We start from the raw sequence: 19,792 nt of genomic DNA on the forward strand, positions 1-19,792 counted from the left end.
CAACATATGTAACATGTTAAACACAAATGACACTGGTGAAAGCGGTTCCTTGCTATGATAGTGAAAACGATTACACAACATAGTGAGGGAGGAAACTCGACGTGATTACATTTATTGTAAGTATTGCACTTTTAATTATTGGATATTTTACGTATGGAAAATATGTTGAGAAGGTTTTTGGCTTGAATACAGAGCGGGAAACGCCTGCATACACGCACAGTGATGGTGTAGATTATTTGCCGATGTCTGATAAAAAGAACTCGTTAATCCAACTGTTGAACATAGCAGGAGTTGGTCCGATCTTTGGTCCGATTTTGGGAGCCCTATACGGACCTGTGGCTTTTATTTGGATCGTCTTTGGGGCAATATTTGCCGGGGCCGTTCACGATTATTTGACCGGAATGATTTCCATTCGGAACCGAGGGGCTCATTTGCCAGAGCTTGCTGGGAAGTTTCTCGGCAAAGTGATGAAGCATGTTGTGAATGCTTTCTCGATTCTTTTACTCGTGTTGGTAGGTACTGTATTTGTAACAGCACCAGCTGACCTTCTTCATAGTATGACGAGCAGCTGGTTGACGATGCCTGTTATTTTGTTTGTTATTTTTGCTTATTATCTGCTGGCAACCTTGCTGCCAATTGATAAAATTATTGGGAAACTCTATCCGATTTTTGGGGCTCTATTATTGATCAGTGCCATTGGGGTAGGAGTAGCGTTAATTTTTACTGGAGCACCGATTCCTGAACTGAATTTTACGAATATGCATCCAGATAACGCACCGATCTTCCCACTGTTATTCCTAACTATTTCGTGTGGGGCGCTGTCCGGATTCCATGCTACGCAAACACCAATTATTTCCCGTACCACTCAGAAGGAAAAACAAGGACGCAGAATTTTTTACGGAATGATGATTACAGAGGGGATTATTGCCATGATTTGGGCTGCAGCAGCAATGAGTCTGTTTAATGGTCCAACTGGATTGAGTGAAGTACTTGCAAATGGCGGCCCAGCTGCAGTGGTTAGTGAAGTATCTGTTGCAATGCTCGGGGCTATTGGTGGTACACTTGCTATTCTTGGAGTCATCGTACTGCCAATTACCTCTGGTGATACAGCGTTCCGTAGTGCTCGTATGATTATTGCCGATTACATTAAGGTTTCGCAAAAGAAAGTGTTGAGTCGTGTATGGATCGCCGTGCCGATGTTTGTGATTTCTTTTGCGCTGACAAAAATTGATTTTACGCTGCTATGGAGATATTTCTCGTGGGCTAACCAGTCCACAGCTATGATTGCCTTATGGGTTGGAGCAATGTATTTATTCTTGGCACGAAAAAATTACTGGATTGCAGCTATTCCGGCAACTTTCATAACGATGGCGACGTTTACGTATATCCTAAATGCACCAATAGGGTTTGGTTTGTCGCTGAATATCTCCTATGTGGTTGCGGCAGTGATTACCGTTATCATTGTTACAGCTTTCTTTGTAGCTGCAAAACGTAATCTGACGCAAGATATACCACTTGAGGAAGAATTAAAATCGGCTTAAATGATCACTTTCTCCACCACCAGGCTGACATGCCTGGTGGTTTTTATTATAACTGTGAGAATATAATCGGATGCAATGGGGTATGAAGTGAATAGATAAAGAATGGGGAAGGCGGAGATCGAGATGAAAGCTATGTTAATTGTTAATCCTTCTTCAGGCAAAGAAGAGGCGCTGGATTATGTGAATCAAATCGAGGAACTTTTGATCAAGAAAGGGTATGAAGTAAAGACAGCTCAAACCGAGAAAGAACTTGATGCTATGAAATTTTGCCAAAATGCATGCAGAGAGGAATTTGAGATAGTCGTCTCACTTGGAGGGGACGGGACACTTAATGAAACGATTAACGGGATGGTCGACCAGCATCATCGTCCGAAACTAGGTGTTGTCCCGCTAGGTACTGTAAATGATTTTGCCCGCGCGTTAAACATTCCGTTGGATGCTGAGGAAGCCATTCAAGTCTTAAGTTCTGACCGCACAAAAAAGGTAGATATAGGACGTATGAATGAGCACTATTTCGTTAATATTGTGGCAATTGGTGCTATAGCTGAAGCAAGTTATGAAGTTACACCAGAACAAAAAACGAAATTCGGATCCCTGGCTTATATCATGGAGGGACTAAAAACTCTTGCTTCAACCCCTGATTACCCGCTTTATATTGAACACGATGAACAGGTGTGGGAAGGAAATGCCTTTCTGTTCCTTGCTGCCTTAACAAATTCGACCGCTGGATTTGAACAGCTCGCACCGCAAGCTAAAGTCAATGACGGGCTCATGCATTGTTATATTGTAAAGAAACCGAATGTGCTCCAATTAGCCTCGCTGACTACATCGATGTTAAAAGGTGAATTAAGGCATCAGAAAGGGGTAGAGTATTTTACTGCCCGCAGTTTGAACGTTTCCTCCTCGAAGGATCTAGTAACGAATGTTGATGGAGAAGAAGGAGATTTATTGCCTGCAGCCTTTTCTGTTAAACCTCAGCATATAGAAGTTATTGTTGAATAGGGATTTGACAGGGCATTTAAAGATAAGATTGTCAGATCATCTCGATTCTTGTAAAATTAAGTTAATCAAATCTATGAGGTGAATCATGGAGCTTAACCAAATTCGGTATATGATGCAAATCCAGGCAATGTCAACTTTGAGTGGAAGCACCACTCCATCAATCAGTCGTTCAGTTCGTGATATGGCTTTTCAAAGTATCCTACAGTCTATGATGTCTGAGCATCAGCCATATGGTAATAGCAGTGCAGCTCAGCATAACCAAGCAGCCACGTTAACCAATTTCAACGCATTTAGACCCCAGCCTATACATATCCAGTACCAAACGCCTCCTGTTTCTCAGGCTCCGGTTCAAGGTACTGCTTTGGAGGGAGAGAACCAAAATATTGAAGCACTCATTAAAGAGGCTTCTGAGAAGTACAGGGTCGAGGAAAGCTTAATTCGTTCTGTTGTTAAGGCGGAGTCAAATTTTGATCCTGATGTCGTGAGTCATGCGGGAGCGCAGGGATTGATGCAATTAATGCCGGCTACAGCAAGAGGCCTTGGGGTAACAGACCCATTTGACCCAAGGCAGAACCTTATGGGCGGAACGAAGTATTTAAAGCAAATGCTCGATCGTTATAAGGGGGATACTACTCTGGCTCTTGCAGCGTATAATGCGGGTCCCGGAAACGTTGATAAGTATGGCGGTGTTCCACCTTTTGAAGAGACTCAGAATTATGTAGATAAAGTATTAGGATATGCCTGAGTAAAAAACCGCCCCTTCGCTGAAAAAGCGTAAGGGGCGGTTTTGTCTGAAAGATCGATTTTTGAGTAAAGACTGTTTTCTTTAGATTTCTTTACTCGTTTGAATGTATTGGTCGAATACCTTTGTCATTTCTTCTAGTCGGTGATGCACATCTTCGTCAATAAGTTCTCCTTCAGCAGAGAAATGGTTGGTATGGGTATAGACATAATTAGGTGTAACAAGACAACGGAAGTAGTCAAGAATCGGTTTTAGTTGACTTTCGACAACTAAGTGGTGCTGTAGTGTCCCGCCGTTTGCTACTATGGAAACAGGTTTATATCGCATCGCCAGTGGTGAAATGGCATCCAAAAGGTTTTTTAAAGTTCCAGGAATGGATCCCTGGAAAATAGGTGTAGCAATGACGTAAGCATCAGCACCTTCCATTTTGTGTATCAGCTTCTGCATATCATCATTATATTGATCTACTGGCCGGCCATCGATGAACTGCATATCGAAATCTTTAAGATCAATGAGAGTTGTGTCATACTCTTTATCAAGCTTGCTTATATAGGTTTGAATTTCGTCCAGTAAAGACTTCGTTTTAGTTCCAACAATGGTTCCGTTAAGTAAAAGAATCTTCATGACCTGCTTCTCCCCTTTAATCTTCCATGTATGGGCACGATTTCAGTAATGTTTCAACCATTATGTTAAATCATACGCTTTAAATAAGCAATTGTGAATGAGTGTAAGGGTTCCGGGGAGAAGGGTATAGAACCATAAACCATCAATAAGAGGTGCAGGCAAATGAGAAAGATATGGAGAAGGATACGATTTTTATTTAATATAAAAAGGTCGATCCCATTTTTAATAGGATTTTTCAGGTCCCCAGAAATTGCTAATGGGAATAAAGTGATCGCCATTTTGCTTATGCTTGGTTATCTCCTATTTCCATGGGATGTGATTCCTGATTTCTTAGTAGTCTTCGGTTTGGTCGATGACTTAGCCATTCTAACATTTATTTTACAACAAATTGTTAAAATGGCTCCCGATTCCTTGAAAAAAGAATATCGAATAGAAGAATAACAGAGGTTTAAAAGATAAGTTTTTGAGGAATATATAGATTGTGTGAGCATTAATTATCGAGGAGTGATTGATAGTGAGTAACGTAATGTTTACGGCACATGCAACAGCCAAAGGCGGACGTGAAGGTCACGTTAAGTCCGATGATGGTTTAATTGATCTAAATCTTGTACAGCCAGGCAGTGGAGATGCGAAAGGCTCCAATCCTGAGCAGCTATTTGCGGCAGGATATTCAGCTTGCTTCGATGGTGCTCTTAACCTGGTTGCAAGTAAGAAAAAGAAAGATATTGATTCTGAAATCACCGCTGATGTCAGCTTGTTAAAAGATGAATCAGATGGTGGCTTTAAGGTAGGAGTTGTATTGAACGTAAGCCTTAAGGGAGTTTCTCAGGAAGAAGCTGAAGAACTTGTGGAAGAAGCCCACCAGGTTTGCCCTTATTCTAAAGCAACCCGAGGTAATATTGATGTAGAACTTAACGCTAAAGCTGTTTAAATTTGAAAGATCTAAGGCTTCAGGATGATCATCCTGGAGCCTATTTTTATTGTAATAAAAGCTGATTTCTGAGAGGTTTAGAGTAATATAATTTCCTAAAGTGCAGGTATTTGTGGTAGGTTATATGTGAAAGTGAGGGCGATTTTATGAAGATAACTGATCAGGCGCGTAATCTTCTTGACCAGTTGCTTGAAGACGAAGAAGCCAATTGTTTGCGTTTATTCTTCGCTGGATTCGGATGTGGAGAACCAGATATAGGCATGACATTAGCTGAACCTGAAGCGGACGATGAACTTCATCATATTAATTCGATCCCGATTGCCATAGATCAACGGATCATTCACCTAACAAAAGAGCTTACCATTGACGGGAAACAAACTATGGAGGGCCCTAAGTTTCAAATGCTCGGGCTGCCTGAAAAGGATTGTTAAAGAAGCTGCTGTGCGCACACAGTAGCTTTTGTTAATTTGACGTGCTTGTTGAGGGTTCGTCCCTGGTGGAGAGTAATTTGGCCGTAGATCATGAGGACTCGGCCCGAACTGGAGGTAGTTCGACCGTAACTCAGGAAAACTCGACCCTTACAGACTCAGATTCTACCCTAAATCAGAGTTGTTCTACCCTACGAAAATTCTTCCTAAATGAAAGGGAAGTTTGTCTGGATTTAGCGGTTTTCTTGTTTAAATTAGGTCGAGCACATATTTGCGATCATTCGTAACTCCGGTGTGGTGGTCACAAATTTTCAATAGGAGTAATCGAGCCGCTTTTTTAGAGGGTAGCATAGCGAAATGTCGAAAATTCTTATTAGAAATGGAGGTATCAATCAGAAGCTGATAGTCTCTTAATGTTTTAATGTGGGCATTCCTGGAACGCGCCGCACATTTTGAGCAATACCAATATCCACGCTTTCGTTGCATCGGGAAAGAATTACACTGCTCACACTGGACTCCTTTAATGAGGTCATTTAATGAAAGAGAATAACGATCCATAATAGAGGTCTGGTAGGGGAGATTTTCCGTGTTAAGTAATTGGGTCAGAGAATGAACTTGCTCTGGGGAGCAGGAACTTAAACTGAACTGCTCTCCGAGTGCTTCAATTCTTGGCAGCAGGCTTTTGGCTCGTACTATTTTTCTCCTTAAATGATCGTCGTCTGAGCCCTTTACAGAAATGATTGTATGAGGATTTGAAATGACAATAAAGGAGTGTATAGGTATCGGAGGAAAATGAACACGTTCAAGCCAGCGATGAAGTTGGCGTTTCTGATGTTCTACTTGTAGAAAAGGATCAGGGAAAATATCCTTTTGTTCATTATGAGTTCGAAAAAGCTGATTCCATTCTAAATCGAAACACAATTCCCCTTTGAAATTTTTCACTTCAAGTATCAGGATGAATTCTGGACATAGAACTATGGCATCCAATTGGCAGTAATGAATCCCGTCAAATAATCGAATATCTCGGATGACTTGATAATGGTCGGGAAGATATTGAAGGTAGAAATCTAGTGTGGTTTCACCGAAGTAACCTGCTGATTGCTTTAAGAATGTTTCATGGATTTCGGTGTAACGGGGGTGGTCGGAAGGTAGGCGGTTTAACCCTGCTTCAAGCTGAAGGTGTTGTAAAGTTTTTTCTCTTTTATTCATCTAATAAATCACTCTCCTTGTCAATACAACTGCAACAATAACTATTCGCTGCAAATGGCTTATTTCCTCTTTTTTTGCAAAATCTTTAAAGTGATTCGTCCCTGCCAGAGCGCTGCTTGGCCATAAATCATGAGAGTTCGTCCCTAACGGAGCGCTGCTTGGCCATAGATCATAAGAGTTCGTCCCTAACGGAGTACTATTCGGCCGTAAACCATAAAAATTCTTCCCTAACACATTATAAAAGCTATTCCGCTTTCACTAGTTTACGGTAGACCGTTTTTAGGATAATATAAAAAGCGTCTTGATTCTAACTGAATCAGGCTTATTTTTTGAAAGTTAGAGGGTTATAACAACATGATGGCATCAGGGCACCAAGTCGTTGGCTTTACTTGTGGAGTAGCAGCACTAACATATTTACCCGAACTAGATCATACGTCCTACGAGACCGCATTATACTTTTTATGCGTTTTGTTCGGGTCTCTACTTCCCGATATAGATACACCGAGATCAACTCTTGGAAAATGGTTTTGGAGAATCCTTCTCACGTTCCTTCTGGCAACGGTTATTCTGTATTTGTGTGCTCCGTCAATTCTGGAAATGTACAGAGATGAATTAAGTATTTTTGCAATGCTTATTTTACCTATACTCGTTATGGTTCGCAGTCATAGAAAAATGACACATTCCGTTTTATTCATTTTTCTGATAGGTGGATACTGTTATTTGATTGCCTCCTTTCTTGCTGTTCCGTTGAATTATTTTATCGGACTGCTGGTTGGTGTCTGCTCACATATAATTGGAGATTTTATTACGAAAAAAGGAATTCCATTGATGTATCCTTTTTCTAAAAAACATTTTCGGTTTATTGCAACGTTCACAACAGGTTCAACTGCTGAAAAAATTATCGTAATAGCTTTAGTTGTAGTGAACATTTGTTTTCTTGTGGATTTTGTTATTTAGTAGGTAGTACATAAGTGATGACGAAAAGTTTTTTACAGATAAAGGAGCGCACATTATTTCGGGACATAATAAAACAAAGAAGAGGGCCTGAAATGGAGGCCTTCTTCTTTTTTATTAGTTGTTTAATATTCCTTTGTGGGATCGACTCGTGCCGTTTTCAAGAAAGCATACATGAAAATAAAGAGAAAACCTTCCAGTTCTAAGTACTGATGAGATCATAATATGTTAGCTATCCACTTAAGCTATGTTCCAAACTTCCTTTTACTAATTGTTTCATAAGAGTCATGTATCGAGTAGTCTTATTAAGGGTATAGAAATTGAGTGGGTACCTATAGCAGTTCCTTTCTTCAGATTTTTTTATAAAGAATATTCTTAGTCTCTTCAACTAGCGAGAGGGCACATTGAACGTTGGACTGCTTAACTATTCATCTGCATGGCAGAGAAGGTTCAGCGTGAAATGGAGCGGTGCGGGTTATGGGGAATTATGTTGATATGTGATAGGTCTATCTTTTTAGGGAATCATATATTGGATAGGTTAAAAGGAGTGTTTCTAAATGTTTGAACGTTGTTTACAAGTAAAGGAGTTCATGGCTTCCTATGAAGGGAAGTGGATGATTGCAGGAGGATGGGCTATCGATTTACATATTGGAGAAGAAACACGAGATCACGAGGATATTGAGGTAGCTGTATTTCGTGATGAACAAAATAGTTTAGCTTCATTGCTTGCGGATTGGGATATTTACATTGCAAACGAAGGGAAAAAGGAAAAATGGCATTTTGATGCTCCCGTTGAACTTCCAATTCATGAGATTCATGCCTCTCACCAGGATGGCAATCAATTAGAGATTTTACTTAATGAAAGAAGTAAAGGGAGGTGGAGATTTAGAAGAGATCCAGAGCTGTCTTTTCCTTTATCCATGATGAATCTTCAATCAGAGCAAGGAGTGCCCTATTTAAATCCTGAGATCGTCCTTCTGTATAAAGCAGCCAACACGAAGGAAAAGGATCACGATGACTTCAATTACGTTTTCCCCCATTTAAATGAGCACCAAAAAGAATGGCTGAAGCAAGCCTTGATCCAGCATGCACCTAATCACTCCTGGCTTGAGGCACTATTATATTAGATCAGGAGGATAACGATGTATAAGGAAAAAGCCTGGGTCCACATTCGGGATAGTTTTTGGTTTCTGCCTACGATATATAGTATGTTATCCATTATATGTGTAAGTTTAGTCACGATGGTTGATTTATGGATCATCCCTAAGGTGAAAGAAAGCGTGCCTAGTATTCTGCTCATGAATACAAGTACAGCTCAGACTTTGTATGGCTCGCTGATTACATCAATTTTGACTATGACAACGATTAGTTTTTCTACGATCATGGTTGTCCTTACAACCTATTCAACCCAGTTCTCCCCGCGTACCTTGCAGGACTTTATGAAAAGCAGAGTGACCCAGCATGTACTTGGTGTCTTCTCGTTCGGATTTATATTTGTGATCATCAATTTACTTCTCATGGGAGGAGAACAGAGCAAAGCACTGATAAGCCCTTTTCTAACCGTGATCGTATCGATTGTCTGTCTTGGTTTTTTTATAGTATTTATTCACCATTCTTCAAGATTTGTTCAAGTTAATAACCTAATAGGAAAGATTCGGTTAAGTACCTCTAAAGTAATTAAAAAAACTTTCCAGGATAAAGACTTTCAAGAGGCCAGTGAATGGAACGAACAAAATATTGCAGAGGGAAAGGAAGCTGAGAAAAAAGCGATATATGCCAGAGAATCAGGCTATGCACAAGCTGTACAAATCTCGTCTTTAGTTGAATGGGCTAGTAGAAGAGATGCCCTCCTTGAAGCAAATTTTTATATAGGGAGTTATATTCAGAAGGGGATGCCTGTGTATTCATGCTGGAGTAATATAGAAGATCAAGAAGAATTAGATAGCTGTAACGAGTTTTTGCTTATTGGAAATGAGAGAACAGACCTTCAGGATATAGAGTTCTCCATACAAAAACTGGTTGAAATTGCGGTCAAGGCCATATCACCTGCTGTCAATGACCCACATACCGCTGTGGATTGTATCAATCGTATAGGTTCGTTGTTAGCTGAACTAGGTACCGTGTACAAGCCAATTCGTTATTATGGAGACGAAGAACAAGTGTTACGGTTAATAATGGAGCCCCTTTCGTTTGAACAATATCTTTATAAAAGTTTTTATCAACTACGTATTTATGGCAGCAAAGATATTTCCGTCATGAACGGGGTGTTGGAAGCATTATTTAAAGTGGCGTCAGTTAATGGTGAAGCTGTCAAAAGAGATGTCTGGAAGTTTGGATTATACATTATAAGAGCGGTTGATGTAAAAGAACTTGATGAGCTGGATTATGAGCAATTCGCCTATTTTGCAGAAAGGCTAGCGGCCTCCTGTAATATGTCTTCACCCCTCGAAAGGTAAGGGGAAATATAGCTTGTTATAGTATTCAGGGAGAACAAATATCAGGGCTGTCCACAGCTTCTAATCGAGTTGAGCAGGTGTGAGCGAATAACAGGACATGCGCTGTTAAATCACGTATGATGTAGTTAGATTTTTAAATAAAGGGGAAATATCACATGGAGTCTATTCAAACTAAGGAAAATTTTCAAAACGTAATTGAAGGTGAACAGCCTGTTATTGTTAAGTTTCAGGCTGATTGGTGTCCAGATTGCCGTCGAATGGACCTTTTTATTAATGATATTGTAAACGAATTTAATGGCTATAAGTGGTATGATGTGAATAGAGACGAACTACCGGAAATTGCTGAAGAATATGAAGTCATGGGCATTCCTAGTCTTCTGATTTTTCAGGGTGGTAGGAAAACAGCCCATTTACACAGTGCAGATGCAAAGACTCCTGAAGAAGTTGAGGAGTTCTTACAGCGCAGCTTGTAGGGAGAGTCTCCACATGGTAATTCCATGTGGGGTTTCTTTTATATGAGATTAGGATTCCTGGATTCTTGTAGACAGGGCACTGTTCTGCCGTGAGCTTGTTTGTTGAATGAAGGGGGAATTGATTTGACAAGACGATTATTACTGGTGGGGGCGGGCCACGCTCATATAGAGGTGCTTCGTTCTATGAAAGAGCAGCCGATCCATCATGTAGACGTATGTCTGATTTCGCCTTCTGAGTACTTTTATTATTCAGGTATGATCTCGGGTTATATTGAAGGGATCTACTCCCTTGAAGAAGTCCGGGTTGATGTGAGGAGATTAGCTGATGAAGCAGGGGTTCACTTTATTAGAAAAAGAGCTTCGCGTGTCTATCCAAATTTTAAAAAGCTCCTTTGTCAAGGAGAAGCGGTTTATCCGTTTGATATGATCAGTTTTGACATTGGGGCAAAAAGCCAGTCAGATCAATGTGTCTCTCCTCCAGAGCTTAGTCATATGAACGATCCGAATAAACAAATGGTCGAGCAAATAGAAGAACTTAGGCAAACGAGTCAACCGCTTATAGTAGGCGGAGGCGCTGCAGGGTGCGAAGTTGCTCTTGCCTTGCAGGCGTATAAGGCAAGAAACAAAATTCCTGGCCAAGTTCGTTTAGTCAGCTCATCCTCCGTTCTTAATTCGATATCAAAGCGAACTGCAAAGAAATTAAGGTCTATTATGGAATCAAAAGGAATACAGGTGTGGGAGCAGGAAAGAGCTGAGGTCATGTATGATGATTATATTATAACTAGTGCAAACAATAAAATCAGGCATACTGGAGTTCTTTGGCTTGGCGGCCCGCTTGCTGATCCGCTATTTGAAGCTTCGGGAATCAAAGTTGATGAAAGGGGATTCCCGTTCGTCACTGATACCCTGCAATTTACAGACTATGAATTTATATTTGGGGCTGGTGACTGTGTAACGTTAGAGACCTATCCCAATGTAGACAAAAGTGGAGTACACGCAGTCAAACAAGCTCCAATTCTTTATGAGAACTTACGTCGCTTTTCTGATGCAAAGGAATTGACCGTATATGAACCTCAGAAAGTTGCCCTGTATATTTTATCTACGGGCATGAAGAAAGCTTTGCTAATGTACGGTCCTGTTACGGCGCATAATAAGCGGGCATGGAAACTAAAAAATAAAATTGATCGTGAATACATGGATAAGTATAAATAAGACGTTCATTCCAACTTGACGGAGTGAACGCCTTTTTTATTTATCGATCAAGCCATTGCCTAACTTTTTTTCTAAACATAAATGTCAGGAGAATCAGACCGATAAACATGCTGACTGCCCCAATAATAAAACTGCTGTCCCCACTGGCGAAGCTAGTACCAAGCAGGCTGTAGGCAAAAGTCCCCGGAATCATTCCTATGACTGTAGCGGGGAGATACAATCGAAATCGCACCCTCGTCATTCCGGCTAAATAACTTAAGATATCAAATCCTACCAGAGGAATTAATCGGAGAACAAGAACGTAAAGAAATCCGTTTTCCTCCATTCGTTTGTAGATAGGCCTTGCCCATTTGAAGTCTTGAAATTTAACAACAGAATTGCCAAAGAACTTACCGATTACATAACCGGTGACGGCAGCTCCTGTGGCACCGATAATAATAAAGAACATGCCTGGCCAAACTCCGTACGCGAAAGCAGCAGCGAGCGAAAGAATCGATGTAGGGAAAGCAATGATTGGACCGATGGCATACACTCCCATAAATAAAAGCGGCCCCCATAAACCGAACGATAAAATATAATGGCGAATTTCTTCCGGGTTCATATTTAATTCTCGCCTGGCGACCCAGGCTAGAATGACGAAAAGTACAATAAAAAGAAATCCTCTAATAAGCTTGGTTTTACTCATTTTCTATTTCCAGCCTCTTGGAAAAATTGAATCTTTTCTAGTGGAAGATAAATAGAAAATTTTTCTTTCAGGCCTATGGTACCTATTGGCATTGTGATTGTTTCATGCAGCTCTTCTATGTAAAAGTGACCAGTCTTTTGACCCAGGGTGTATGTCCAATGTAAAAGTTTCGCTGTATAGGAACGATGCTCTCCTTCAGGCTTTCTACTCCTTATAGATTGAATAGGGATGTATTGGTGATCATCTATAACGAGATGGCTTTTTAAAAAACGTGCTACAAAGGGATTAACAGGGTGTTTGTGAATTTCATCTGCATCATCAAGCTGTTGGAAAATGCCTTCATGGAATATAGCAATGTGATCGCCCATCAACATCGCTTCCTCAAGATCGTGTGTAACAAAAATCGTCGTAGTCTGTTGCTGAGAAAGAAAATCCTTGACCCAATAACGCAGTTCTTCCCGAAGTTGAACATCAAGGCTGCTGAAGGGTTCGTCCAACAACAATACTTCAGGTTCTGAGGCGATTGCTCGGGCTAATGCGACTCGTTGCTGTTGACCGCCTGATATCTCTGCAGGGAAACGATCTGCATAATCATTCAGGCTTATGGCGCGTAACAAATCGGCTGTCTTTGATTTAGAAGACTGACCAGCCATTTTGGCTCCGTAATCAATATTTTCTTTAACCGTCATATGTGGAAACAAGAGAGGCTGTTGAAACACAAGACCGATGTTTCTTTTGTTTGGCTTATGATGCGTTACGTTCTTACCGTTAAGCATGATCGTACCATGTGTTGGAGATTCTAAGCCTGCCAAAATCCGGAGTAAAGTTGTTTTTCCACTTCCAGACGGCCCGACGATACTCAATGATTTTCCTTGTCCAAGTTGAAATTGAAGATTTTGTAAGATTTTTTTCTCTCCAAATTTTTTATAGAGATTGATGACATCCAATGAGTAATTCATCGTAAATTCCTCCAAGGTTTTCTCGTATAAGGAAGCAAAAGCAATAACAGTTCTACGACCAGGTACATGAAAAAAGGAAGTAGAGCGAACCAGACTGAGAATGCTGCCATTAGTGAAGTATTTGCCGTCTGCAAAAATGGAAAAAATACTAGCGGCAGTGTAATGATTCGTCCTCCGCCTATGATCGCTGTAATTGCATATTGACTCAAGCTGATAACAATGGTTAAAAAAGTGACACTTCGAATAGCAGGCTTCAAGAGTGGCAGCTCTATAGTATGCAGTTGACGAAAGCCTGTTGCTCCTAGAATCTCCGCTTGCTCCAACAAATGATTTCCGAATTGATGATAGGCATTGTGGAAAATTTTTATGCTGTAGGGGAGCGTTGGAACAAGGTGGATTAAGACAACGCCTGTCCATGTATCAGCCAGACCGATGCGAATCATGAATAAGTGAAGCCCCATCGCAATTGCCAGTACAGGAATCAAGATCGGAGCAAGGAACAGGGCTTCTAACAATGATTTTCCTTTAAAAGAAGACGAAGATAATGCTTTGCCGCTAAGAAGTCCGATCACTAGATTAATAACTAGCACACATGCGCCTATTACCAGGGACCAGAAGGTAGCTTCCATTATATTGGGGTCAGAAACTAAGGTGCTATAACTATCCAACTGAAATGTTAAAGATTGTCCTGCTGAGAATTGCCATACCTCGGTGAAACTTTGTAAAACCAGCAGGAAAACAGGCCCGATAAACAGAAGGATAGCCAGTGAATAAAATATGATTTTCATAGGTTTTATCATAGACGCCCCCTCATAGCTCTCATACGGCGCCGGTTCAAATACAAGTAGCTGGTCAGGGCAATCATAAAGATGACAATACTGACACAGACCATTACCACGAATGCAAGGGGACGTTCATCCCAGCTTCCCCCGTAAAACCATTGGTAGCTGAGCACGGAAACCATTTCAGGGTAGGTAGTCCCAATCAAGGCCGGCACTTCATAAGCTGTTAAGGTAAAAGAAAAAATAATTAAGCAGGTTTCAATAAGTGTTGGCTGAATATGTGGCCATTCAACCGTTTTAAATTGATCCCATCTATTTCCGCCTAGCGTTTTTACTACATCGTAGGAAGTAGTCGGTATCGCAGCATAAACAGGCAATAGCATAAGAATAACAAATGGAACCTCTTTCCAAACATACGTAATGATAATGCCGAAACCATAAGGGTCACGGGTGAGGATAGGAAAGTGATTTGTCCCATCAATCCAGCCGATAGCTGAGAGAACCTGTGCGAACAGCCCCGATTCTGCCAGCAGGAGAATAACAAGGTAGCCCCAGACAAAATGGGGGAATAACATAGGAAGCCAAACCGATATTCGGGGTGAAAGTTTAGCTAAATAAGGATGGAACAGCCTTACTAGTATTAGTCCGATCATAATGGCCAGCGCCGTGGCAATAATTGAAGTGCGAATACTAAAAGCCAGGGACGAGAAAAATCGATCAGATTGAAATAACTCCTGATAGAAATTTAACGTAAAGCCCTCATCAGCGAAAATACTATGGCGGACAGCTGTAATGATCCCGAAAAAGGGCAGAATTAAAAAAAGAAGGGCAGGGGTTAGATGTATCCACAATTTACTGCTGTACGACTTCATTAAACCACTGCTCTTCCAGCCACTCTACATAAGCAGCTTCTGACTCAGGAAGGAAGTTTTCTTCTAGTTTCTCCTGGCTTAATACGCTGTCCCCACGGTCAACTGCTTTAAACTTCTTTCTCATTTCTTTAGACAGTTTATCTAAGCTGATCGGCGTGTTTTCTCCCCAGTAGTTTGGTTTGTATTTGGCCAGCTGTGCTTCTGGAGAAAGCATGAAATTGATAGTCGTGAGTGCACCCTCTATGTTTGAACTGTTAAATGGAATAGAAAGGAAATGAGTATTGCCAATTGACCCCGGCTCCATAATAAAAGATTTTGTGGTCTCTGGAAAAACACCTTGAGCGATCAGTGATTCAGCCCGCGCCTCATTGTACCCCATTGTCATCCATACTTGTCCTTGACTGTATAGTTTGTCTAATTCGGTTAACGAATTAGGATAATGCTCCCCGGATCGCCATAAATAGGGTTCGATATTATTTAGGTATTTCCACATTTTTGCAGCCGTATCTGAAATAGCCTCTTCATCCAGTGGACTGTTATAGATATCAGATGGTTCATCAGCCTTCGCATAAAGAACATGTCTTAAGAAGGCGTTACCCGTAAAGTCAGCAGCCGCAGGGTAAGTAAACTTTCCTGGGTGTTTTTTTATCCATCCCTTTAATTCACTAAAAGAAGAGGGGGGATCTTCGATTTTTGCCGAATTATAATGAAAGACAAACTGTACCTTCCCCCAGGGAGCCTCCATCCCTTCAACGGGTGTCCCGAAATCTATTGTAAAAGCAGGGTCATCCGTGTCATAAAACTTTTTAAAATTAGGCAGTTGATCGGTGAAGGACCCGGCCAGTAAACCATTCTCTTTTGCATTTTTAAAGTTTTCGCCGTTGATCCAGATGAGATCAATTGTCCCGTCCTGTTTGTTCGCTTTCTTCTCGGTTTGAAGCTTTTGTAAAATTTGTGCCGTATCCATCGGCACGCGTTCAAGGGTGATATTGTATTTTTCTTTTAAATGTGGAATCGCCCATTTATCAATGTATTGATTAATCCCTTCATCACCGCCCCACATATACAAACGAACAGTAGTACCGGTGGCTGATTTTTCTATATCTGACCAAGATTGTTTTGTGACTTCTTTCAAACTGCTCAATGGTTGTTCTTCATTATTTCCGCATCCAGTTAACAAGAAGAGGAGAACCAACAGCAAATAGATAAAATATTTCATAAGATACCCCCGTGTCTATGTATGAACCTTAATTACTATACCCTTAAGTGATTCTCTCTAATCTATCATACATACATAGAAGCTATTGGGAAATGTTTAAGCCACCCTTTTCACAAACGGGGGTTGAGTAAAATAATTAGGCTGTTTGAAGCTGAACTTTGACAGAGAATGCCAGCCTAATTTAGCACTGACTAGTGGGGCTGCTGCGATCAATAAAGGCGTGCTCGATAGCTCTCCTTCAAAGATGCTTGAACTTTTTCTTGACCATGGCCGTCTAATTTAGCATGAGCTGCCATCATCTTTGCCGGTGAAGGAAGTGCAGTCAAGTCAGGCCACTGTTCTGGATCCCATAGTTTGGAGCGCTTAAAAGCTTTCGCGCAATGGATGAAGCATTCATTGACTTCAACTACAATTCCGACTTTTGGTATGTGTTCCTTCACTTTATGATTTCGAAGAAGTTCCTCATCTTTAATGATGGTTGCTTTCCCGTTGATTCGTAAGGTTTCTTCTAAGCCTGGAATCATAAAAAGAAGACCAATATGTGGATTTTCTAATATGTTTCTCATAGAATCAGCACGTTTATTGCCCATACGCTCTGGGATCAAGAGGTGCTGTTCATCAAGTACCTCCGTAAATCCAGGAGTATCGCCTCGTGGTGAACTATCACATTCCCCTAAAGCATTAGATGTACTCACTATGACAAAAGGGGAAAAGTTTAAGAATTGGCTGCTTAATTCATCGATAAAGTGAATAACCTTATGTTCCGCAATCTTACCAGGTTTTCCTTGTAGAGAGTATAATTCATCTTTCGAATGAACAGGTTTCTGATAGGGTTTCATTGAACATACCTCCAAGTGGGATAATGTATGTGCTACGATATTAAGTAAACGAATAAAAGGGAGTGTCGTTTCATGATTACATCATTAAATCAAGAACAAAAAGAGTATGTGATTGAACGAATCAAAGAGTATTTTGAACTTGAGCGCGGGGAGGAGCTGGGAGATTTAGCTGCTGACCAATTCCTGCATTTTATGATACAAGAAATAGGACCATTTTTATATAATCAAGGGGTGAAAGATTCAAGGCAGATGGTAGATCAGAAAGTGATGAATCTGGATGAGGATATACGTTCACTGGAGCGTCCAGCTGGTAGAAATACTCGTAATTAAAAGAGGGAGGCCCATGATTTAAATATGGGCTTACCTTCTTTTTAGGATACATCACTTACTGGACACTGTTCGATTGTGTGGACTTTTGCGCTGATACGTAGAGAGCAGTACTCCCCCAACAATAAATAGCGAACCTATGAGTTCTGACCCCGTTATCGATTTAGATAACAGGATTAATCCCATAACCATCGCCACAAAGGGTTCTAAATTAGATAAAATCGATGCTTTTGATGCATCAACATAACGAATGTTGGTATTCCAAATTAGTGTAGCCATTCCATGTACTACAATAGCTGTCCCGGCCAGGAACGCCCAATCTGGGAACTCAAAACTTACTCGGATAGGGTGATCCAATGTAAATGCAAACGGAATCGAAACAATGAAAATACGAAATTGCTTCCCCATACTACTACGCAGAAAGTCAGCGAACTATATGCTTTCAACATATTAACACCTTCAATAAATAATAAATCTAATTGCTTCATTCTATACTTGTCCGTCTGGTTAGTCGAACCATTTTGCTTCAAATCATTTCAATATCTTGCTTTCATATTCGGAACACCTTTCTTATCAACTTGTTTGGGGTACAATTCTCTTAGGGGTGATTTTATGGAAACATCACACGTGCCAAACGAGTATTGGAAGGCAATTGTTACTGATAATCTTGCATATGATGACGTGTTTTTATATGGTGTTCAAACAACCGGGATTTTCTGTCGGCCGTCCTGCAAATCTAAACCTCCCAACAGGGAGAATATCCGTATTTTTGAGAACGCCAAGAAAGCTCAAGGAGAAGGATTTCGCCCTTGTAAACGATGCAAACCTGAGGGGCTGCGTCTGCCTGATCAAGAGTGGGTAGAGCAGATCGTAGAATGGATGGGTCATCACTACTTTGAAACGATAACGTTAAAGAAGCTGGCGGAAGTCAGCCATGGCAGTCCCAGTCATTTGCAGCGTACATTTAAACGTGTCAAAGGGATAAGTCCGCTCGTTTATATTCAAGAAACCCGCATAAAACAAGCAATTCAACTGCTTGAATTGACGGATAAATCGATAAGAGATATAGGGATAGCTGTGGGGCTTCCTAACATCGCCTATTTTGTTACGCTGTTTAAGAAAAAGACAGGTGTGCCCCCTGCTAAATACAGGGAAAATCATCAACCCAATGACAGTGTTGTAAAAAGTGAAATGTTATACTGGTCTATCTTTAAATATAATCAATGGGAATTTTACTTGGCAGCCACAGCAAAGGGACTCTGTTTTGTTGGGGAACCGAATTGTTCCATTCAAAAGATGGAGGACTGGGTTAATCACCGTTTCCAGAAAGCGCAGTTTATCAAGGACGATCACAAATTACAACCCGTGAAAGAAGAGTTGCTGGAATATTTTCAAGGCAAACGTGGGCGATTCACATTTTCGACAGATATCAAAGGGACTGCATTCCAACATAGAGTGTGGGAAGTATTAAAACAGATCCCTTATGGTGAAACGTTTACGTATTCGCAAATTGCCCACATGATTGGAAAGCCGTCAGCTGTGCGGGCAGTGGGAACCGCTATTGGGGCCAATCCCGTGCTTGTCTTCATTCCGTGCCACCGTGTAGTAGGTAAGAATGGGTCGTTAACAGGTTACCGTGGAGGATTGGAAATGAAGAAAAATTTGTTACAAATCGAGAAACAAGTAAAGGTGAGTCATATTGAGAAGTAATGTACTATATAAAATTCCAAAGACGATCCTTAATAAGGGCTCAGGATATTTAGCCGGGTATAGTCATTCGTTGAATCCCTATACAGGCTGTGCCTTTGGCTGTTCCTTTTGTTATGTAAGAAAGATGCCTGTCTCAACCTTCAGAAAGGAAGAGTGGGGATCATGGGTGGATATCAAACAAGGAGCGGCTGAATTATTGGAAAAAGAACTAACTCGTGCCAAAGCAAAAGGAAACGTGACGATTTTTATGTCGTCAAGCACTGATCCCTATCAACCTGTCGAGTATAAAGAGGAAATTACCAGGTCGCTCCTGGAAGTCATGGCAGAGAACCAGCCTGACTTTTTATTCGTTCAGACAAGAAGCCCATTAGTGCGAAGGGATATCGATTTATTTCTACAGCTTAAAGATAAAGTGCGGGTGAGCATGACGATAGAAACTGACCGTGAAGATATTCGGAAACATTTTACGCCGCATGCTCCACCTATTCGAGGACGATTGAAAACTCTTCAGCTGCTGAAAGAAGCAGATATTCCAACCCAGGCAACCATTGCTCCCTTATTACCAAGCAGTCATGAGTTTTCGAATACATTATCAGACATTGTTAATCGAGTCTGTCTTGATGATTATTTCATGGGTGATGGCAGTGGAGGAAGGAGAACAAAGAACTTGGGTATTTCTTCGTTATATGAAGAGTTGGGGTTAGAGGAGTGGTATAGTCCATCAGCTTACCAAATGATGTATGATCGATTAAAAAAATCATTCTCCAAAGACCAAATTCATGTAAGTCAAGAAGGATTTCTTCCTTAATAGTATTGGAAAGGAGACA

23 protein-coding genes are annotated in these 19,792 nt (G+C 40.8%); 14 read left to right on the forward strand and 9 right to left on the reverse strand.

From position 1 onward, the window contains the following. Positions 1–101: 101 nt before the first annotated feature. From B5354_RS02225 to B5354_RS20820, 3 genes are all read left to right on the forward strand, one after another. The gene (locus tag B5354_RS02225; RefSeq protein ID WP_079525537.1) at positions 102–1,541 is read left to right on the forward strand and encodes a carbon starvation CstA family protein; all 1,440 of its coding nucleotides are present in this window, start codon (positions 102–104) and stop codon (positions 1,539–1,541) included. Between the two features lie 123 nt (positions 1,542–1,664). After that, positions 1,665–2,543, forward strand: a complete 879-nt coding sequence (locus tag B5354_RS02230; protein ID WP_079525539.1) for a diacylglycerol/lipid kinase family protein — start codon at positions 1,665–1,667, stop codon at positions 2,541–2,543. An 85-nt stretch (positions 2,544–2,628) separates the two neighbouring features. Then, positions 2,629–3,288 carry a lytic transglycosylase domain-containing protein gene (locus B5354_RS20820; protein WP_079525541.1) on the forward strand — a complete coding sequence of 220 codons (660 nt, stop codon included), beginning with the start codon at positions 2,629–2,631 and terminating at the stop codon, positions 3,286–3,288. An 81-nt stretch (positions 3,289–3,369) separates the two neighbouring features. On the opposite strand, the gene B5354_RS02240 is transcribed toward B5354_RS20820, so the two are convergent. Beyond that, positions 3,370–3,909 (reverse strand): NADPH-dependent FMN reductase, encoded by a 540-nt coding sequence (locus B5354_RS02240; RefSeq protein WP_079525543.1) that lies wholly within the window; start codon positions 3,907–3,909, stop codon positions 3,370–3,372. A gap of 162 nt (positions 3,910–4,071) precedes the next feature. Here B5354_RS02240 and B5354_RS02245 point away from each other — a divergent pair, with 162 nt between their 5' ends. The 3 genes from B5354_RS02245 to B5354_RS02255 all read left to right on the forward strand — a co-directional run bounded on the left by B5354_RS02245 (position 4,072) and on the right by B5354_RS02255 (position 5,271). Next, positions 4,072–4,350: a YkvA family protein gene (locus B5354_RS02245; protein WP_079525545.1), complete on the forward strand. Its 279-nt coding sequence runs from the start codon at positions 4,072–4,074 to the stop codon at positions 4,348–4,350. A 73-nt stretch (positions 4,351–4,423) separates the two neighbouring features. Further along, positions 4,424–4,840, forward strand: coding sequence for an organic hydroperoxide resistance protein (locus B5354_RS02250; protein WP_079525547.1), 417 nt, complete (start codon positions 4,424–4,426; stop codon positions 4,838–4,840). A 146-nt stretch (positions 4,841–4,986) separates the two neighbouring features. After that, positions 4,987–5,271 carry an iron-sulfur cluster assembly accessory protein gene (locus tag B5354_RS02255; protein ID WP_079525549.1) on the forward strand — a complete coding sequence of 95 codons (285 nt, stop codon included), beginning with the start codon at positions 4,987–4,989 and terminating at the stop codon, positions 5,269–5,271. Positions 5,272–5,517: 246 nt separating this feature from the next. On the opposite strand, the gene B5354_RS02260 is transcribed toward B5354_RS02255, so the two are convergent. Beyond that, positions 5,518–6,477 carry a nuclease-related domain-containing protein gene (locus B5354_RS02260; RefSeq protein ID WP_079525551.1) on the reverse strand — a complete coding sequence of 320 codons (960 nt, stop codon included), beginning with the start codon at positions 6,475–6,477 and terminating at the stop codon, positions 5,518–5,520. Positions 6,478–6,831: 354 nt separating this feature from the next. Here B5354_RS02260 and B5354_RS02265 point away from each other — a divergent pair, with 354 nt between their 5' ends. The 5 genes from B5354_RS02265 (at position 6,832) to B5354_RS02285 (ending at position 11,572) form a co-directional block, all read left to right on the forward strand. Continuing rightward, positions 6,832–7,434 carry a metal-dependent hydrolase gene (locus tag B5354_RS02265; protein ID WP_079525553.1) on the forward strand — a complete coding sequence of 201 codons (603 nt, stop codon included), beginning with the start codon at positions 6,832–6,834 and terminating at the stop codon, positions 7,432–7,434. 554 nt (positions 7,435–7,988) lie between these two features. Continuing rightward, entirely contained in the window at positions 7,989–8,558 is a 570-nt protein-coding gene (locus tag B5354_RS02270) for a nucleotidyltransferase domain-containing protein (protein WP_079525555.1), read from the forward strand. A 15-nt stretch (positions 8,559–8,573) separates the two neighbouring features. Then, on the forward strand, positions 8,574–9,887 hold the full coding sequence (locus B5354_RS02275; RefSeq protein ID WP_079525557.1) for a DUF2254 domain-containing protein: 1,314 nt from the start codon (positions 8,574–8,576) through the stop codon (positions 9,885–9,887). 155 nt (positions 9,888–10,042) lie between these two features. Next, on the forward strand, positions 10,043–10,360 hold the full coding sequence (locus B5354_RS02280) for a thioredoxin family protein (protein ID WP_079525559.1): 318 nt from the start codon (positions 10,043–10,045) through the stop codon (positions 10,358–10,360). A 123-nt stretch (positions 10,361–10,483) separates the two neighbouring features. After that, positions 10,484–11,572 (forward strand): FAD-dependent oxidoreductase, encoded by a 1,089-nt coding sequence (locus B5354_RS02285; RefSeq protein ID WP_079525561.1) that lies wholly within the window; start codon positions 10,484–10,486, stop codon positions 11,570–11,572. 40 nt (positions 11,573–11,612) lie between these two features. Here B5354_RS02285 and B5354_RS02290 read toward each other — a convergent pair whose 3' ends face one another. From B5354_RS02290 to B5354_RS02315, 6 genes are all read right to left on the reverse strand, one after another. Then, positions 11,613–12,257: a TVP38/TMEM64 family protein gene (locus B5354_RS02290; RefSeq protein ID WP_079525563.1), complete on the reverse strand. Its 645-nt coding sequence runs from the start codon at positions 12,255–12,257 to the stop codon at positions 11,613–11,615. Next, complete coding sequence (gene ccmA / locus B5354_RS02295) at positions 12,254–13,216, reverse strand: heme ABC exporter ATP-binding protein CcmA (protein WP_079525565.1); 963 nt, start codon at positions 13,214–13,216, stop codon at positions 12,254–12,256. The genes B5354_RS02290 and ccmA overlap by 4 nt, the downstream gene beginning before the upstream one ends. Next, a complete protein-coding gene (locus B5354_RS02300; RefSeq protein ID WP_245804689.1) occupies positions 13,213–14,016 on the reverse strand; it encodes an ABC transporter permease in 804 nt (267 codons plus the stop codon). The genes ccmA and B5354_RS02300 overlap by 4 nt, the downstream gene beginning before the upstream one ends. Beyond that, complete coding sequence (locus B5354_RS02305; protein ID WP_079525567.1) at positions 14,013–14,870, reverse strand: ABC transporter permease; 858 nt, start codon at positions 14,868–14,870, stop codon at positions 14,013–14,015. The genes B5354_RS02300 and B5354_RS02305 overlap by 4 nt, the downstream gene beginning before the upstream one ends. Then, on the reverse strand, positions 14,851–16,089 hold the full coding sequence (locus B5354_RS02310) for an ABC transporter substrate-binding protein (RefSeq protein ID WP_079525570.1): 1,239 nt from the start codon (positions 16,087–16,089) through the stop codon (positions 14,851–14,853). The genes B5354_RS02305 and B5354_RS02310 overlap by 20 nt, the downstream gene beginning before the upstream one ends. Positions 16,090–16,298: 209 nt before the next feature. Beyond that, positions 16,299–16,928, reverse strand: a complete 630-nt coding sequence (locus tag B5354_RS02315; RefSeq protein WP_079525573.1) for a pyridoxamine 5'-phosphate oxidase family protein — start codon at positions 16,926–16,928, stop codon at positions 16,299–16,301. 72 nt (positions 16,929–17,000) lie between these two features. On the opposite strand from B5354_RS02315, the gene B5354_RS02320 reads away from it, so the two are divergent. Then, positions 17,001–17,258 carry a DUF2164 domain-containing protein gene (locus B5354_RS02320; protein ID WP_079525575.1) on the forward strand — a complete coding sequence of 86 codons (258 nt, stop codon included), beginning with the start codon at positions 17,001–17,003 and terminating at the stop codon, positions 17,256–17,258. Between the two features lie 51 nt (positions 17,259–17,309). Here B5354_RS02320 and B5354_RS02325 read toward each other — a convergent pair whose 3' ends face one another. Beyond that, positions 17,310–17,663 (reverse strand): DMT family transporter, encoded by a 354-nt coding sequence (locus B5354_RS02325; protein WP_245804690.1) that lies wholly within the window; start codon positions 17,661–17,663, stop codon positions 17,310–17,312. A 204-nt stretch (positions 17,664–17,867) separates the two neighbouring features. Between B5354_RS02325 and B5354_RS20965 the strand changes: the two genes are divergently transcribed. Continuing rightward, on the forward strand, positions 17,868–18,965 hold the full coding sequence (locus tag B5354_RS20965; protein ID WP_079525577.1) for a methylated-DNA--[protein]-cysteine S-methyltransferase: 1,098 nt from the start codon (positions 17,868–17,870) through the stop codon (positions 18,963–18,965). Then, positions 18,955–19,773 carry an SPL family radical SAM protein gene (locus tag B5354_RS02335; protein ID WP_079525579.1) on the forward strand — a complete coding sequence of 273 codons (819 nt, stop codon included), beginning with the start codon at positions 18,955–18,957 and terminating at the stop codon, positions 19,771–19,773. The genes B5354_RS20965 and B5354_RS02335 overlap by 11 nt, the downstream gene beginning before the upstream one ends. Positions 19,774–19,792 lie beyond the last annotated feature (19 nt).

The organism is Halobacillus hunanensis (assembly GCF_900166655.1).
Classification (GTDB): Bacteria; Bacillota; Bacilli; order Bacillales; family Halobacillaceae; genus Halobacillus_A; species Halobacillus_A hunanensis.

Bases quoted from the DNA above. Each gene is read 5' to 3' on its own strand.
- B5354_RS02240 (WP_079525543.1), bottom strand. From the start codon at position 3,909: ATGAAGATTCTTTTACTTAACGGAACCATTGTTGGAACTAAAACGAAG.
- B5354_RS02325 (WP_245804690.1), bottom strand. From the start codon at position 17,663: ATGGGGAAGCAATTTCGTATTTTCATTGTTTCGATTCCGTTTGCATTT.
- B5354_RS02265 (WP_079525553.1), top strand. From the start codon at position 6,832: ATGATGGCATCAGGGCACCAAGTCGTTGGCTTTACTTGTGGAGTAGCA.
- B5354_RS02300 (WP_245804689.1), bottom strand. From the start codon at position 14,016: ATGATAAAACCTATGAAAATCATATTTTATTCACTGGCTATCCTTCTG.
- ccmA (WP_079525565.1), bottom strand. From the start codon at position 13,216: ATGAATTACTCATTGGATGTCATCAATCTCTATAAAAAATTTGGAGAG.
- B5354_RS02305 (WP_079525567.1), bottom strand. From the start codon at position 14,870: ATGAAGTCGTACAGCAGTAAATTGTGGATACATCTAACCCCTGCCCTT.
- B5354_RS02270 (WP_079525555.1), top strand. From the start codon at position 7,989: ATGTTTGAACGTTGTTTACAAGTAAAGGAGTTCATGGCTTCCTATGAA.
- B5354_RS02260 (WP_079525551.1), bottom strand. From the start codon at position 6,477: ATGAATAAAAGAGAAAAAACTTTACAACACCTTCAGCTTGAAGCAGGG.
- B5354_RS02245 (WP_079525545.1), top strand. From the start codon at position 4,072: ATGAGAAAGATATGGAGAAGGATACGATTTTTATTTAATATAAAAAGG.
- B5354_RS02275 (WP_079525557.1), top strand. From the start codon at position 8,574: ATGTATAAGGAAAAAGCCTGGGTCCACATTCGGGATAGTTTTTGGTTT.
- B5354_RS02320 (WP_079525575.1), top strand. From the start codon at position 17,001: ATGATTACATCATTAAATCAAGAACAAAAAGAGTATGTGATTGAACGA.
- B5354_RS02280 (WP_079525559.1), top strand. From the start codon at position 10,043: ATGGAGTCTATTCAAACTAAGGAAAATTTTCAAAACGTAATTGAAGGT.
- B5354_RS02230 (WP_079525539.1), top strand. From the start codon at position 1,665: ATGAAAGCTATGTTAATTGTTAATCCTTCTTCAGGCAAAGAAGAGGCG.
- B5354_RS02310 (WP_079525570.1), bottom strand. From the start codon at position 16,089: ATGAAATATTTTATCTATTTGCTGTTGGTTCTCCTCTTCTTGTTAACT.
- B5354_RS20965 (WP_079525577.1), top strand. From the start codon at position 17,868: ATGGAAACATCACACGTGCCAAACGAGTATTGGAAGGCAATTGTTACT.
- B5354_RS20820 (WP_079525541.1), top strand. From the start codon at position 2,629: ATGGAGCTTAACCAAATTCGGTATATGATGCAAATCCAGGCAATGTCA.
- B5354_RS02255 (WP_079525549.1), top strand. From the start codon at position 4,987: ATGAAGATAACTGATCAGGCGCGTAATCTTCTTGACCAGTTGCTTGAA.
- B5354_RS02315 (WP_079525573.1), bottom strand. From the start codon at position 16,928: ATGAAACCCTATCAGAAACCTGTTCATTCGAAAGATGAATTATACTCT.
- B5354_RS02290 (WP_079525563.1), bottom strand. From the start codon at position 12,257: ATGAGTAAAACCAAGCTTATTAGAGGATTTCTTTTTATTGTACTTTTC.